The organism is Dysgonomonas sp. ZJ279 (assembly GCF_011039205.1).
In the GTDB taxonomy this organism is placed as follows: Bacteria; Bacteroidota; Bacteroidia; order Bacteroidales; family Dysgonomonadaceae; genus Dysgonomonas.
Genome location: NZ_JAAKEL010000002.1, coordinates 104,094 through 119,231 on the forward strand (window position 1 = coordinate 104,094; position 15,138 = coordinate 119,231).

At 38.4% G+C, this 15,138-nt stretch carries 12 protein-coding genes; 7 read left to right on the plus strand and 5 right to left on the minus strand.

What is annotated here, in order from left to right:
• The first annotated feature begins 52 nt into the window (after positions 1-52).
• Both rpmI and rplT read left to right on the plus strand, forming a co-directional pair.
• A complete protein-coding gene (rpmI, locus tag G7Y57_RS04305; RefSeq protein WP_165020967.1) occupies positions 53-250 on the plus strand; it encodes a 50S ribosomal protein L35 in 198 nt (65 codons plus the stop codon).
• 104 nt (positions 251-354) lie between these two features.
• Positions 355-699 (plus strand): 50S ribosomal protein L20, encoded by a 345-nt coding sequence (gene rplT / locus G7Y57_RS04310; protein ID WP_165020968.1) that lies wholly within the window; start codon positions 355-357, stop codon positions 697-699.
• Positions 700-937: 238 nt separating this feature from the next.
• Here rplT and G7Y57_RS04315 read toward each other — a convergent pair whose 3' ends face one another.
• The gene (locus tag G7Y57_RS04315) at positions 938-3,739 is read right to left on the minus strand and encodes an outer membrane beta-barrel protein (protein WP_165020969.1); all 2,802 of its coding nucleotides are present in this window, start codon (positions 3,737-3,739) and stop codon (positions 938-940) included.
• A 451-nt stretch (positions 3,740-4,190) separates the two neighbouring features.
• Here G7Y57_RS04315 and G7Y57_RS04320 point away from each other — a divergent pair, with 451 nt between their 5' ends.
• The 4 genes from G7Y57_RS04320 (at position 4,191) to G7Y57_RS04335 (ending at position 9,220) form a co-directional block, all read left to right on the plus strand.
• Positions 4,191-6,665: an FtsK/SpoIIIE family DNA translocase gene (locus tag G7Y57_RS04320; protein ID WP_165020970.1), complete on the plus strand. Its 2,475-nt coding sequence runs from the start codon at positions 4,191-4,193 to the stop codon at positions 6,663-6,665.
• Positions 6,666-6,752: 87 nt separating this feature from the next.
• Positions 6,753-7,391: a LolA family protein gene (locus tag G7Y57_RS04325; RefSeq protein WP_165020971.1), complete on the plus strand. Its 639-nt coding sequence runs from the start codon at positions 6,753-6,755 to the stop codon at positions 7,389-7,391.
• 114 nt (positions 7,392-7,505) lie between these two features.
• On the plus strand, positions 7,506-8,447 hold the full coding sequence (trxB, locus tag G7Y57_RS04330) for a thioredoxin-disulfide reductase (protein ID WP_165020972.1): 942 nt from the start codon (positions 7,506-7,508) through the stop codon (positions 8,445-8,447).
• Between the two features lie 101 nt (positions 8,448-8,548).
• Complete coding sequence (locus G7Y57_RS04335) at positions 8,549-9,220, plus strand: helix-hairpin-helix domain-containing protein (protein WP_165020973.1); 672 nt, start codon at positions 8,549-8,551, stop codon at positions 9,218-9,220.
• On the opposite strand, the gene G7Y57_RS04340 is transcribed toward G7Y57_RS04335, so the two are convergent.
• Genes G7Y57_RS04340 through G7Y57_RS04350 form a run of 3 tightly spaced genes read right to left on the minus strand, consistent with a single transcriptional unit; the run spans position 9,217 to position 11,809 of the window.
• The gene (locus tag G7Y57_RS04340) at positions 9,217-9,867 is read right to left on the minus strand and encodes a response regulator transcription factor (RefSeq protein WP_165020974.1); all 651 of its coding nucleotides are present in this window, start codon (positions 9,865-9,867) and stop codon (positions 9,217-9,219) included. The genes G7Y57_RS04335 and G7Y57_RS04340 overlap by 4 nt on opposite strands.
• A gap of 31 nt (positions 9,868-9,898) precedes the next feature.
• Positions 9,899-10,756: an alpha/beta hydrolase gene (locus G7Y57_RS04345; protein WP_165020975.1), complete on the minus strand. Its 858-nt coding sequence runs from the start codon at positions 10,754-10,756 to the stop codon at positions 9,899-9,901.
• 18 nt (positions 10,757-10,774) lie between these two features.
• On the minus strand, positions 10,775-11,809 hold the full coding sequence (locus tag G7Y57_RS04350) for a YbhN family protein (RefSeq protein WP_165020976.1): 1,035 nt from the start codon (positions 11,807-11,809) through the stop codon (positions 10,775-10,777).
• 187 nt (positions 11,810-11,996) lie between these two features.
• Here G7Y57_RS04350 and pbpC point away from each other — a divergent pair, with 187 nt between their 5' ends.
• Positions 11,997-14,303: a penicillin-binding protein 1C gene (gene pbpC / locus G7Y57_RS04355; protein ID WP_410492638.1), complete on the plus strand. Its 2,307-nt coding sequence runs from the start codon at positions 11,997-11,999 to the stop codon at positions 14,301-14,303.
• Positions 14,304-14,606: 303 nt separating this feature from the next.
• Here the strand turns inward: pbpC and rplQ are convergent, their stop codons facing one another.
• Positions 14,607-15,134 (minus strand): 50S ribosomal protein L17, encoded by a 528-nt coding sequence (gene rplQ, locus G7Y57_RS04360; RefSeq protein WP_165020978.1) that lies wholly within the window; start codon positions 15,132-15,134, stop codon positions 14,607-14,609.
• Positions 15,135-15,138: the final 4 nt, after the last annotated feature.

A 15,138-nucleotide genomic window follows, 5' to 3' on the forward strand; every position in this document is an offset into this window, starting at 1 on the left:
CAATTACTATAAATTGTGATTCGTGTTTAAATAACTTAATTAATTAACAGAGATGCCTAAAAAGAAGACTAATTCCGGTGCCAAAAAGAGGTTTGCCCTTACCGGATCAGGAAAAATCAAAAGAAAACATGCTTTCAAAAGTCATATTTTGACTAAGAAAACAAAAAAACAAAAAAGAAATCTAACTCACACTGGAACAGTAAGTAAGGTAGACGAAAAAAGCGTTAAGCAATTATTGGGAATGAAATAATTGTCTTTTGTTTAAAAGCAAGTTTTAAAAAGATTTATTAACCGGATGTATGCAACAAAGAGTTCTCTATAGAAGAACCGCTAACATTCAAAACATCGAAAATTATGCCAAGATCAGTCAATCATGTTGCTTCACGCAACCGCAGAAAAAAAGTTCTTAAACTAACAAGAGGTTATTACGGAGCAAGAAAAAATGTTTGGACAGTTGCCAAGAATACTTGGGAAAAAGGTCTAACTTATGCATTCCGTGACCGTCGCGCTAAAAAACGCAATTTCCGTGCACTATGGATACAACGTATCAATGCAGCTGCACGTCTTGAAGGAATGTCTTACTCTCGCTTGATGGGTGCCCTTCACAAGAATGGTATCGAAATCAACCGTAAAGTTCTTGCAGACCTTGCAATGAACCACCCTGAAGCTTTCAAAGCTATCGTAACTAAAGTAAAATAATATTACTTCGATAATATAAAACGGAGATTCTAGTTTAGAATCTCCGTTTTTGTTTTGATACTTTATCATCACCCAATATAGAATCATAAACGACTAACTCAAACTTTTAGCATCGGGAAGACAATAGAATACTAATAGCAAGGAATGAGAATAGTGTCCTTTTCATAGTAGCATGCAATTTATTATAATAAAAGTACGCAGCTGATCGGGGGGGGTGCATCATTTTAATGAGATTTGTTTACCCTCCACCACCGGGACCTCTACCACCAGGACCGGGGCCATCAAAGCCATCACGCCTTCTGCCGCCCGTCATATCAGAGCTTTTTGCTCCACCTTTAAATATCTGGAACTTATAGACAAAATTCACCATGAAATAAGGCTGAATAGTGCTTGTAGTAATATCTTCTATATATGTGGCATTCGTGTTACGTGTTATATTAGCTCTCTTATCTAAAATATCGTACATCTTAAAGCGGATAGTACCGTTTTTAGCCTTGAATATTTGTTTAGCTAAAGATGCATTCCACAACCATTCTTCAAGATGAAACCCTTCTGCAAAACCTGCATTTGAGGAATATTGCATATCGCTATCCAGCGTAAAATCAAATGGCAGGTAATACGTAAAGCTACCGTATCCACCATAGTTATATACCTGTTGATCGTTATCGGTAGAAGATGTATTTTTCGTACTGTTAAATGCAAGATTACCACGAACGGTAAAATCGAATTTATCGGAACGGAATTGCAACCCGAGGCTTTCCTGCAAGTTGAGTATATTTGCTCTGTTTCGACCGCCATCAATGTAAGTATTTTGAAGTTCGTAACCTCCAAAGGTCATCGTATTGATCGAAAATTTTTTATTCCTTAATGGGGTATTATATATAAAACGAAGATTACCGCTCATATTGCCATCAATATTCTGATAAGTTATATCACGACCATTATTTCCATTCCAAGTCGAGATAGTCACAATATCATCCATTGTATAAGTAAATCGGCTGAACAACATCATTACTGATGCTTTCTCAGGATTGAACTTTTGAAAACGAATATTAAGCCTGTTCTGGAAGCTGGGGCTCAACTTCGGATTACCGACCGTAGTGTTTATACCGTCGTTTGAAATAATACCATTATATAATTGAAGAGTCGACGGTTGAGATGTAGAACCGTTATAATCGATTCTCAGATTATGCCTTTTACTCCACAAGTAATTAAATTGGGCATTAGGTGCAAAACTTAGGAAGTGCTTACGAGGCACATTTAATTTATCCTGTCCGGGTTCCTTTATATCTGTTTTAGAACTGGATGGCTCTAGGCCGAGACCGAATGTGTAGTTGTATTTTTGAGCAACCGATTTGAAATTTAACGACACGTTCTGATTGATGAAGTCGTTCCTTACATTCCGTGTATATTCATCATCGAGAACATTATACTCACCAAATTCATCTCTGTTAAATGCATTTCTATCTGTTTCGGTATGATTATTACGGATATTATATGTCAATTGTAAGAAATACTTAGTCTTGCTTAATTTACTAGACAAAGGTTCTACATACGACATAAAGGCACGCCAATTGTAGCCTTGATCATCTTGAGCAAATCGTTGATCTAAAATAGAATCCGATTTCGCAGTATCTCCATAAGTCCGATGGAAGTAATTAAATCCGTCACTATTAGAATCGCTTAAGCCTCCCGAAAAACTGAAACTTAATACACGACCATTATCGTTTAGTTTCCGGCTTATTTCGAGTCGGCTACTAAGAGTAGTTCCTTTTCCATCGGAATTAAAAGAAGTACTGGTATTAGACCCTAACAATGCGTCGTCATCTAAAAGTATTTCTTCATCCGTTTCCTGAAAAAGTCTATTCGCATTATACTGAATACTCGGTCTGAATATAATTTTAGTCAATGAGTCGGGCGTCCATTCAAATCTTAGATTTGCCCCAAAATTGTCACTCTTATTATTTGCCCATCTGTCCGAAGTAGAAATCTGGTTTCGACCTGTATATCGGGTTTTACTTACTGATGACACATCATTATCTGTTGAACCGTAACGGACATCGCCGTTCCATTTTAATTTGTCCGAATGTTCTGTAGCAAAGTTAAATCCCCCATTAATTGACTTGGTAACCCCATTATTACCACCAAAATTCAATCCACGAGGCCTGTTTCCGCTAAATGCATCAGATGCAAAATCGGAAAATCCTGCATTATTTGTATTATTCACTCCACCGAGAGCCGTCATTTGAGTCTTATTTCTCATGTAGTTAACCATACCGTTAGCTTCATAGCGGTCTTCATTACCTATACCGGCAAAGGCACTACCAAATAAACCCTGTTTCATCCCGGGCTTGACAGTCAGATTAATAACCGTTTCTTCATCACCATCATCAAAACCAGTCATCTGGCTCATATCGGATTTACGATCTACGACTTGTAGCTTATCAACCATTTGGGCAGGTAAGTTTTTAGATGCAACTTTAGGGTCGTCACTAAAAAATTCTTTACCATCTACCAATATTTTCTTTACTTCTTTTCCATTGACTGTAATCTTTCCTTCTGCACTGACTTCTACACCGGGCATTTTTTTCAATAGATCTTCTACTACTGCACTCTCTTGCACCTTATACGAGTCGGCATTATATTCGAGTGTATCACCTTTTACCTGCATTTCAACAGCCTTAGCCGTAACAACAGCTTCGCTGAGCATAATACTATTTTCTTTCAGATAAATATTCCCAACGGAGGTCTTTTCCCGTGTATTTACGTTGATATACTGATCGTTGTATCCTAAAAAAGAAACTTGCAATATATATCGTGCAGGTTTTACAGCGACACTAAATTTACCTTCACTATCCGTAGCTGTACCTGTCACATAAGTACTATCCTTTTGGGCAAGGACACGAATACCGGCTAATTCAATACCTTCCCTTGTTGCATCATCGAAAACCGCGCCTGTTATATTAGTGGTAGCTTGTCCTTGCGCCGATAGGGAGATCAAAAGGCTCAATAGAAAGGACAGAGTGAGAATTCTTTTCATTTTATTATTTCTGAGTATTATTAGCTTATTTTGTTACATGTGACTCCCAAAACAAAAAAAGGTTTAATCCCAATTCTCTTTTTACATTTATTTCACCTACTTGTTAATAATACAAAGCGTGAGCTATGGCAACTATGCGTCGAAGATTCTTTTTTATATTTATTTCAGAGCTATAATGTTAAAAAGTAACAAAGGTGACACTTTTCACTTAGTTTTCGACTGTTACTTTTCTATGATCATTAAGCCACATGTGACCGCCATGCAGTATTTTTTACATTTATTTCAGAATTTAACCCGATTCCTATATCTAATAGATAAACATCAAAACACCTCTCCAATCAATTAACATTAAATATCTCAAAAGATAAAAACCGCATAGATATACCTTCGTGAAAAAGAGTTATATTTGTGCTTATTATCAGTTAGAATAAAAAGAGTACACAAGCACTATATGGCAAAAAAACCTATTCAGAAAAAGAAAACTCAAAATAAAGCAACTTCGTTTATCGAATTTATAAGAAAAGAGCGTTCTCGTTTCTTATTTGGCGTATGCTCGACATTTATCGGAGCATTCATTTTTCTGGGGCAAATTTCATTCTTTGTTACCGGAGCTGCCGACCAAAGCAAGGTAGTCAATCGATCGTTCTTTTCTCTTATTAGCGAAAAACAAGAGATAAGCAACTGGACGGGTGTTGCCGGAGCATTTATTTCGCAAAGACTCATTAACGAGTGGTTCGGAATATTTTCTCTTCTAATTGCCGTATTCCTTATCATTGTAGGACTTCAATGGATGAGAGTGATTCGCATTTCCCTTGTCAAAGCATTTATACTATCTACTTTTGCTCTTATATGGGGTTCAATCACAAGTTCATTTATCCTTTCGCGTTTTCTCGGCGACAGCCATATAGTTTGGGGTGGAGCACATGGGCAATACATAGAACAGTTGTTAGAAAATACAATCGGTATTCCCGGAGTGATGATGGCGATTCTTCTTTTATTGATTATTTTCCTTGTTATCACGAAGAAGACATCCGTAGAATTTTATCGTGGCTTATTCCGCAATCCGCTGAAAAGTAAAACCGATGATTCGTATGAGCCTGAACCGGAAGAGGAGTACGAAGAAGAGGAAGAACCCGAAACCGAAAAAGAGAAAAAAAAGTGGTTTAGCTGGCTTCCTTTCGTAAGAAAGAGAAGTACTAATGTATTAGCTGAAGAGAAAGAAGAATTAATCCCCGATGAAGCTGCTCTGGTGAGCAATATACCTTTCGAAGCCCCGGTTGTATTGCAGGCTGATAAAGACTTTGAGATCATAGTTCCTAAAGACGAGGAATTTGTTCCTATCAAACCTAGCAGACCAATAACTTCGATAGCAAAAAATGATGATTTGGAAGATTCGATTCCCGAAGGTGAAGAACTTGAGGATTATGATCCGACACTCGATCTTTCACATTTCGCATTTCCATCGAGCGACTTACTGAGAGTCTATGACAATGGAAGCAAGGGTGTAGACATGGAAGAACAAAATGCCAACAAGAGCAAGATTATTACAACCTTGCAAAATTACGGTATTGAGATCACTTCGATAAAAGCGACCGTAGGACCAACCATCACATTATATGAAATAGTACCAAAAGCAGGAGTGCGTATATCTAAAATCAGAAATCTGGAAGACGATATCGCTCTTAGTTTATCGGCTCTTGGTATTCGTATTATTGCTCCTATGCCGGGTAAAGGCACTATCGGAATAGAAGTGCCGAACAAGGATCCACAAATAGTATCGATGCAAACGGTTATAGGATCAAAAAAATTCCAAGAGTGCACATACGATCTTCCTGTTGCATTAGGGAAAACCATCACAAATGAAATTTTCATGTTCGACCTCTGTAAGATGCCCCATCTGCTTGTTGCAGGAGCAACAGGACAAGGAAAATCCGTCGGACTGAACGCAATTATTACATCATTGCTCTACAAAAAGCATCCTGCCGAAATGAAGATGGTACTTGTAGACCCAAAGATGGTGGAATTTAATATCTATTCGAGAATAGAAAAACATTATCTGGCAAAACTACCCGATTCGGAAAAAGCTATTATAACAGATGTAACGAAAGTGACACAAACGCTCAATTCGTTAACCAGAGAGATGGACGACCGTTATGAGCTATTGATGAATGCAGGTGTCCGCAATATAAAAGAATACAACGAGAAGTTTAAGAAACGCCGTCTTAATCCACTGAAAGGACATAAGTTCCTGCCTTATATAGTGGTTATCATAGATGAGTTTGGAGACCTGATAATGACTGCCGGCAAAGAGATAGAAATGCCTATCGCCCGTATTGCGCAAAAAGCCCGTGCCGTAGGTATCCATATGGTTATTGCGACACAGCGTCCGACCACAAATATCATCACCGGTACTATTAAAGCCAATTTCCCTGCCCGTATGGCATTCCGTGTGACATCGCAAATAGATTCGCGCACAATCCTCGACATGTCGGGAGCAAACCAGTTGATCGGTCGTGGAGACTTACTTTTCTCGCAAGGGAGCGATCTTGTACGCATCCAATGTGCATTCGTAGATACGCCTGAGGTAGAAGATATCGCCCGATACATTGGCGATCAGCATGGTTATCCAACAGCTTTCGATCTGCCTGAATATGTAGGTGAATCGAGTGAGGACAAAATAGGAGGAGTCGACCTGAACGATCGCGACTCGCTATTTGACGAAGCCGCCCGTTTGATTGTTGTGCATCAACAAGGTTCGACATCGCTAATACAACGAAAATTCTCGATAGGATATAATCGTGCAGGAAGATTGATGGATCAACTCGAAGCTGCCGGAATTGTCGGACCAACACAAGGGAGTAAAGCCCGTGATGTTTTAATCAGTGACGAATATAGTTTAGAACAAAAACTAAATTCTTTTCAATAAGAATCGGAATAAAACAATATATATGCAAGGTTTGTTTTAAACCTTTCGACTGTAAATCGATCAATATAGAATAAAAACTTACAAAATATGAAATTCAAATTACTCCTACTCTTCCTATTTGCTGCTTCAATAAACAATATGAGCGCACAAGATGCCCGTGCAATACTCGACAAAGCATCCGACGCATATAACAAAGCGGGAGGAGTTACTGCCAATTTCACTTTCGATACGAAAGATGCAAAAGCCAGTGCAACATATAGCTACGATGGCAAAGCGTATATGAAAGGTAATAAATTTAAAATAGAGATACCCGATGGCATCACTTGGTTCGATGGGAAAACCCAATGGGTGTATGTAAAAGATACCGAAGAGGTAAACATTAGTAATCCTTCGGGCGATGAGCTACAAGGCATCAGCCCATCGGCACTATTTAATATATACAAGACGGGATTTAATCTCGTATATAAAGGTGAGAAGAAAGTAAATGCTAAAAGCGTGCTGGAAGTAGAGATGACTCCTACAAAGAAAGGTAGCGATGTAACTAAAATAATCGTTCAGATAGATAAAGCAACTAGTATATTCTCAAAAATAACGATCATCGATAAGTCAGGTATGCAAAATATTTTGTCTATCAAAAATTATCAGACCGGCGTAAATCTAGCCGACACAATGTTCTCTTTCGATAAGAAAGACTATCCAAGAGCCGAAATCGTAGATTTGAGATAAGATAGATTTTGTTTATTAATCCATAAAAAATATGAAATGGATAAATTTTTTATTCATAAATAAATTCTATATCTTTGTGATAATTATAAACAAAACATATAAACCAACAACATTATGAACGAAAAAGTACGCTGTTTAATTATTGGTTCGGGACCTGCGGGATATACCGCTGCAATATACGCATCCAGAGCAAACCTTGCTCCGATACTGTATGAAGGAATTCAACCGGGCGGACAATTAACTACAACTACAGAGGTTGAAAATTTTCCCGGCTACCCGGAAGGTATAACCGGTCCGGAACTAATGGAAGACCTAAAAAAACAAGCGACACGATTTGGTGCAGATATCCGTAATGGTATTGCAACATCTGTCGATTTCAATTGCTATCCTAAAAAAGTAACCATTGATGGTGAAAAGGTAATAGAAGCCGATACAGTTATCATTTCAACAGGAGCTAGTGCCAAATATCTTGGTCTACCCGATGAAGCCAAATATGCCGGAATGGGTGTATCTGCATGTGCTACCTGCGACGGATTCTTCTATCGCAAAAAAGTAGTAGCTGTTGTAGGTGGTGGAGATACTGCCTGCGAAGAAGCAATCTACTTGGCCGGATTGGCGAGCAAAGTTTTCCTGATTGTGCGTAAATCATTCCTTCGTGCATCTAAAGTAATGCAAGACAGAGTAATGGCAAACGAAAAGATAGAAGTTCTTTTTGAATGTAATGCTGTTGGCTTATTCGGAGAAAACGGAGTAGAAGGCGTACATGTAGTAAGACATATGGGTGAAGCTAATGAAGAAAAATTCGACATAGCTGTTGATGGTTTCTTCCTAGCTATTGGTCATACACCTAACACCGAAATTTTCAAAGGACAATTAAATCTTGATTCAGTTGGCTACATTATAACTGAACCGGGAAGACCGACAACATGTGTAGAAGGTGTATTTGCTGCAGGTGACGTTGCAGACTCTCTATATCGTCAGGCTATTACTGCTGCGGGTACCGGTTGCCAGGCAGCTATCGAAGCTGAAAGATATCTGAGCGAAAAAGGATTGTAATTAGATCTATAAAATAACAGGAAGGGCGGTTCATTAATTGAGCCGCCCTTCTTTATTTACAGTTTAATTTTTAACTTTAAACCAAAATACAAAACTGATACATGAGCTGGAAAGACTACTTATATTTTCAGAAACAGGATAGAAATGCCATCATTTTATTATTATTCCTTATCGTTTTATGCGGAGGAGGATTTATCATTACAAAGCTGGTAAAAGATAAAAATATACCAGCCTTGAATGAAGACTATATAACTGAATTCGATACATTCCAATCCAAATTAAAAACTATAGAGGCAGAAAAAGATCAGATAGGCCTGGATAAAACCTACACTCAGTCCTATCCCGAATATGCCCGTCAAGAAAAACTAAACAGTGGAGAAACAATCGAGCTTAATAAAGCCGATACTACGGATCTAAAGAAAATACCGGGAATAGGCACTGGTTTTGCCAACCGTATTGTAAAATATCGAAATTTATTAGGGGGTTACGCTTCTATTAATCAGCTAAAGGAAGTATGGGGAGTAGATGACGATCTGTTTGATAAGATCACACCATATATAGTATTACAAGGAAAGCCCAATCAGATAGCGATCAATAAAGCTGACTTCGGGCAGTTAAATAAGCATCCGTATATTAGCTACAAACAAGCCAAGGTTATTTTAGATATACGCGATAGAAAAGGCAATATTGAATCGATCAATCGGCTTACTTTACTTGAAGAGTTTACGGAAAACGATATTAATCGGCTGAAAGACTATATCAGCTTCGATTAAATATAATACTCTGCAACATCTATTATACCTGCACGCATTGCGTACTTAGTAGCTTCGTGCACATTGTTAACTTCTAGTTTGCGAAATATATTCTTACGGTGAGTTATAATTGTATGAAAACTGAGGTTTCGGGTAGCAGCGATCTCTTTAGTTGTCTTTCCCAAAGCTATCTCTTTTAATATTTCCTTTTCTGTGGCAGTTAGCGTATGATCATTTTTTTCGACATTAGGCTTTTGTGCAGACAATAATTGATTGGTAACTCTTCCGCAAATAAAACGTTCGTTTCGAAGTAGATGAACCAACCCTGCGTTTATTTCGTCCAGATCGCAAGACTTAAGTACAACACTAAAAGCCTCACAGCTAAATAGCAATCGCCTCAAGAATTCGCCACTCAATTCGTCAGAAAACAGAAGCCACCGGCTATCTGCAAATCGGGAACTCACATTTAAGAGATCATCTACACTTACAAAATCGGAAAGAGAATAATCCAAAATAACCACAGAATCGGGCTGAGACGATAATAGTTTTATCAACTCCTTTTTATCATCAGCCTTAATAACAGATGATGCATTTTTCGAATCACGCAGTAATGACTCTATGCCTATGCGTGTAATATCCTGCCTATCTACTACAATAACATTTTTCATCAATTTCACAATTGGTTAATTTCAAAAGTAATCATTTTTTCAAGAAAAACTTACTAAAAAACTGCATTTGATAATCTATTGCATTATTCCAATATCCATGGCTATGATCTCCGGGACGAACAATATAGTCATGAAGAATATTTCTAGAAAGCATTTCTTTATGTAATTTTTCGTTTACATCATAAAAAAAATCATCCTTCCCGCAATCAAAAATGATAGCCAATGCACCGGGTTTTATTTTATCCAACTGTGTAATTACTGTATGCTCATCCCAAACTTTAGGATTTTGCTTATATGTACCCAGTGATTTACTCATCTCCCAATTATTTGGAAAAGGACGGATATCGACACCACCACTCATCGAACCACAAGCACCAAATACATCGGGATGATTGATACCCAGCCATAAACCGCCATGTCCTCCCATACTGAATCCAGTGATCGCCCGACCTTTTGGCGTAGCCAAAGTATTATATTGTTTGTCAATGTAATCAACTAACTCCTTACTTAAATACGTTTCAAATTGCAACTTAGGATTTATAGGGCTATCCCAATACCAACTGTTCTGTCCGTCAGGACAAACAACAATCATCCCCCACTTGGTTGCATCCTGCGGAAGTGTTTTCTTTGTACCATTCACCCATGTATCGTAACGACCGCCATGACCATGCAAAAGATATAGCACAGGATATTTTACATCCTTAGTTTTATCATAACCATCCGGGAGTATTACTACGTTCTTTATACTCCGTCCCATTTTGTTACTATATACTTCTACCGTATCGACAAAAGCAATAGATTCAGTAGGCTGAACTGCATACGCACATGACGGTGTCCCCAACAGGAGAACAAAACAGAATAGATATAAAATATTTAATTGCTTTTTCATATACTTGCACTTTTTTATTTATTCTTCTTTCTTCTTGCTAAAAGCTTTTTTTGCCCATCGGGGAACAATTATAGCTCCCACAAATAAATAATTGTAATAGGTGAGCAATCGCCACAGCAAAGCAATTATAGGCACAACACCAACAAATGGTATAAACTCACCTAAATACTGTTTGAAAACGACTTCGCTAATTCCACTCGCTCCGGGAGTAGGGCTTATCATCATCAATACCCACATTACAAACTGCCGGGCAAAAATCAACAGGTTATCGTATACCGGAAAGAAAGCAATAAACAGCGCATTCACCACCAGATACCGGGAGCACCATGAGAGGATTGTAGCTACGACCAAAGGGAACCAATAAGATAGCGTCTTTCCTCGTATCTCGCGCGAACTGATTATCAAATCGTCTCCTGCCTTAACAGCACTTCGATGCCAGCGATTTAAAAACGGTAATCTGAATATTTTTATAATAAGCCACCGTATAACCTGCGGCTTAAAGAAAAGACCGATTATCAATAATGTGCACAATAGGGCTTTCATTATATAGGCCACAATGAAAAAGATAAATACGCTGGTTCCTACAGTCGAGGCATCACCAAATAATTCGCTAACAGGAATAAATAGCAATAAAATAGGAAAGGTGACTACGAAAAATAGTTCGTCTAACAATAAGGTAACAAATACCATAGCAGTACTTTTACCTACGGGAATGTTTTCTTTAGATAAGAAGATTACAGCCATACTCGACCCACCGACAGACGACGGGGTTATAGCTGTACCAAATTCTGCTAAGAAGGTCACCTTTAAACACTGTTTCCAAGACAGTTGCTTCTCAGTAAGATAGCGGTAACGAATAGTGAAACCGATATCTCTACCCAACATGAAACAAAAAGCGATAAAAATCCAAAAGACAGTATGCCCTGTGATCGATATCTGCTTCAAGTCTTCAATATTAAACTCCTTGCCAAACATATACAGAATAACCCCTACCCCAATAAAAGTAGGCAGAAGAATCTTCCATATATTAAGGCTTTGCGACGACTTTTCCATTTATTACGATTCAATTCAGACAAAAATAACAAAACATTTCGTCATTTTCTTTTCTTTCGTACATTTACATGCTAATAAGCTTACTGCAAACTAAAAATAGATGATAAAAAAATATCAGGATATAATAACATCATATATAAAACACCTTCTTACCAAATATAAAAACAGTAAAAGAAGGTATCAGATAATGATCCCTTCTTGTTTTATTCTGCTTATTTGGTATATATTATCCCTACCCTCTCCCTTATTCGATGTTCCATACAGTACAGTCGTTTCAGACAGAGATAACGAATTATTGGGAGCCCGTATTGCCGACGATCAGCAATGGCGTTTTCCCCCGTCAGACTCTATTCCAGATAAATATAAAACATGCCTTATAGAATTCGAAGATCAGCACTTTCGCTACCATTGGGGAGTCAATTTACTTTCAGTAGCACGTGCTGTGAAACAGAATGTTGCAAAAGGAAGAATTGTAAGCGGAGCAAGCACGATCACCATGCAAACGATTCGTCTTGCGCGCAAAGAGAGCCGAACTTTTGGCGAAAAACTAATTGAAGTAATATTGGCCACACGTCTGGAATTTTCTTGCTCTAAAGACGAAATACTCAACCTATATGCCTCACACGCACCTATGGGCGGAAATGTAGTAGGCATAGAGGCTGCCTCGTGGCGGTATTTCGGGCACGATATAAAATATCTGTCGTGGGCAGAAGCAGCAACACTGGCTGTTTTACCCAATTCACCTTCATTGATGCACTTCGGAAAAAACCGAGATAAACTGTTGACTAAAAGAAATAAACTTCTGGAGCAACTATATAGTAAAGGCATCATAGATAAAATAGATTATGAACTCGCCACATCAGAGTTACTCCCACCCCATCCGCTAGCGCTTCCACAGACAGCTCCTCATTTAGTAACCAAGTTATATAAAGAAGAGGGAGGAAAACATATTATATCTACAATAGACAAATACCAACAAGAACGTACAGAATCTATCTTAACACGCTGGAATGCCGAATTTGCTCAGAATGGAGTTAATAACATAGCGGCTCTAGTGATTGATATTGAAAAGAATGAAGTTATTGCCTATTGCGGAAATGTGCATTTCGAGAAAAGTATATCAGCCAATCAAGTCGATGTGATACAAGCACCCCGGAGTACAGGTAGCATACTAAAACCATTTCTTTATTGTGCCATGCTACAGGAAGGTCAACTATTGCCCAACCAATTGCTAGCCGATGTACCGATCAATCTAAACGGATTCGCACCTAAAAATTTCAGCTTGCAATACGATGGAGCCGCTCCTGCTTCCGAGGCTCTGGCTCGCTCCCTAAACGTCCCATTTGTCGTTTCGCTCCGCAACTATAGTGTTCCTAAATTTTACAATTTACTTAAAGAGGCAGGAATGACTACTTTAAGCCGATCTGCCGATAATTACGGTTTATCTCTCATTCTCGGTGGTGCAGAAGGCAAACTGTGGGATATCAGCTGCATGTACTTGCAGATGGCTCAATCGGTAAATGATTTTAACGACGATGGCAGATATTACCAGCACAAGCCTCTTGCATACATATTAAAGGACGATAATAATGAAAAAGGAGACCGCAACAGACAACCTATATTCGCTGCGGGAGCATCATGGCTCACACTTGAGGCTTTAACGAATGTCAACCGACCCGAAGAGATAGACTGGCGATCAATCCCCTCTATGCAAAAAATAGCATGGAAAACCGGCACCAGCTTTGGATTTAGAGATGGTTGGGCAGTAGGAGTCAACCCTAAATATGTAGTGGGTGTTTGGGTAGGTAATTCCGATGGCGAAGGTCGTCCCGGGTTAACCGGAGCACGCACTGCCGGAATGGTATTGTTCGATATATTTAATTCTCTGCCTCAGAGCAGATGGTTTGCACAGCCAACAGACGATTTGGTACAAGCTGAGACCTGTAGAGAAAGTGGTTGTTTAAAAAGTATTAATTGCCCCGAATCATCGGCAGATACGACATGGATACCTAAAAAGGGATCGGATGCAGCCGTATGTCCTTATCACAAATTAGTACATCTGTCAGAAAATATGCAATACCAAGTATATGAGGACTGTGCCGGCAGTAGGGGTATTGTGCATACATCGTGGTTTATTCTTCCCCCGTCGTGGGAATGGTATTATAAAGAACAGCACCCCGTCTATCGTACACTTCCACCCTATTCGCCCGAGTGCAGAAAAGACTCGAATGTGAAGCTAATGGAATTCATTTATCCGTTTCCGAATACAACTGTAAATTTACCTAAACAGCTGGATGGATCTGAAGGACAAATTGTATTCGAGTTGGCCCATCGTTCTCCGCACAACCGTGTATTCTGGCATTTGGATAACGAATTCATTGGTGAAACAAAAGATTTTCATAAAAAGGAATATATTCCGTCGAAAGGTGAACATAGATTAACCGTAGTTGATGAAACAGGGGCGAGCCTTTCAATAAAATTTTCAGTAAAATAGACAAAGGATAATGCACTACAAAACAGCAATTTACGTTATTTACGTAAAACAAATTGAAAAAAGATGAAAAAATTACAAATACAAATGCAGCGTTTGGGTTTGAAATGCGTCTTCTATTTAGACAAGTAATCATAAACGTTATGTAACTATTGCTTGCGAAGACTTTCCAACCTTACTAAACAGAACTGAATGCTACATTCGTTAAGGCTCTCGCCTTAATTATAAGATCGCTAAACTTACAAAAACAAAAAAGTATCCTAAAATTAGGATACTTTTTTGTTTTTATACGCATAGCGTAACTTCTTATTCTTCTGTTTTAGGAGTTTCCTCACTAACCACAGGAGCTTCAGGAGCTACTTCAGCTTTTTTAGTAGATGCCTTTGCTTCTGTTGCAACAACTTCATCTTTCTTCTTAGCAGAAGATCTACGAGTTTTACCCTTAGCAGCAGCTTTCTTCTCTTTCAACATATTTTCGTTGTAATCAACTAGCTCAATAAAACACATTGAAGCATTATCTCCCAGACGTGCGCCTGTTTTGATAATACGTGTGTATCCTCCCGGACGATCAGCTACTTTCTGAGATACATTTTGGAATAACTCAGTTACAGCAGCTTTGCTTTGAAGGTCTTGAAATACTAAACGTCTTGAGTGAGTAGTATCTTCTTTTGATTTATTGATAATAGGTTCAACAACTTTTCTTAAAGCTTTCGCTTTAGCAACAGTTGTAAAGATGCGCTTATGCATAATCAAGGATACGCACATATTAGATAACATAGCATTTCTATGCGAGCTAGTACGTCCTAAATGATTAAATTTCTTATTATGTCTCATATAG

Excerpts from the sequence above, each read along its gene's own strand:
- rpmI (WP_165020967.1), top strand. The coding sequence starts at position 53 with ATGCCTAAAAAGAAGACTAATTCCGGTGCCAAAAAGAGGTTTGCCCTT.
- rplT (WP_165020968.1), top strand. The coding sequence starts at position 355 with ATGCCAAGATCAGTCAATCATGTTGCTTCACGCAACCGCAGAAAAAAA.
- G7Y57_RS04315 (WP_165020969.1), bottom strand. The coding sequence starts at position 3,739 with ATGAAAAGAATTCTCACTCTGTCCTTTCTATTGAGCCTTTTGATCTCC.
- G7Y57_RS04320 (WP_165020970.1), top strand. The coding sequence starts at position 4,191 with ATGGCAAAAAAACCTATTCAGAAAAAGAAAACTCAAAATAAAGCAACT.
- G7Y57_RS04325 (WP_165020971.1), top strand. The coding sequence starts at position 6,753 with ATGAAATTCAAATTACTCCTACTCTTCCTATTTGCTGCTTCAATAAAC.
- trxB (WP_165020972.1), top strand. The coding sequence starts at position 7,506 with ATGAACGAAAAAGTACGCTGTTTAATTATTGGTTCGGGACCTGCGGGA.
- G7Y57_RS04335 (WP_165020973.1), top strand. The coding sequence starts at position 8,549 with ATGAGCTGGAAAGACTACTTATATTTTCAGAAACAGGATAGAAATGCC.
- G7Y57_RS04340 (WP_165020974.1), bottom strand. The coding sequence starts at position 9,867 with ATGAAAAATGTTATTGTAGTAGATAGGCAGGATATTACACGCATAGGC.
- G7Y57_RS04345 (WP_165020975.1), bottom strand. The coding sequence starts at position 10,756 with ATGAAAAAGCAATTAAATATTTTATATCTATTCTGTTTTGTTCTCCTG.
- G7Y57_RS04350 (WP_165020976.1), bottom strand. The coding sequence starts at position 11,809 with ATGGAAAAGTCGTCGCAAAGCCTTAATATATGGAAGATTCTTCTGCCT.
- pbpC (WP_410492638.1), top strand. The coding sequence starts at position 11,997 with ATGATCCCTTCTTGTTTTATTCTGCTTATTTGGTATATATTATCCCTA.
- rplQ (WP_165020978.1), bottom strand. The coding sequence starts at position 15,134 with ATGAGACATAATAAGAAATTTAATCATTTAGGACGTACTAGCTCGCAT.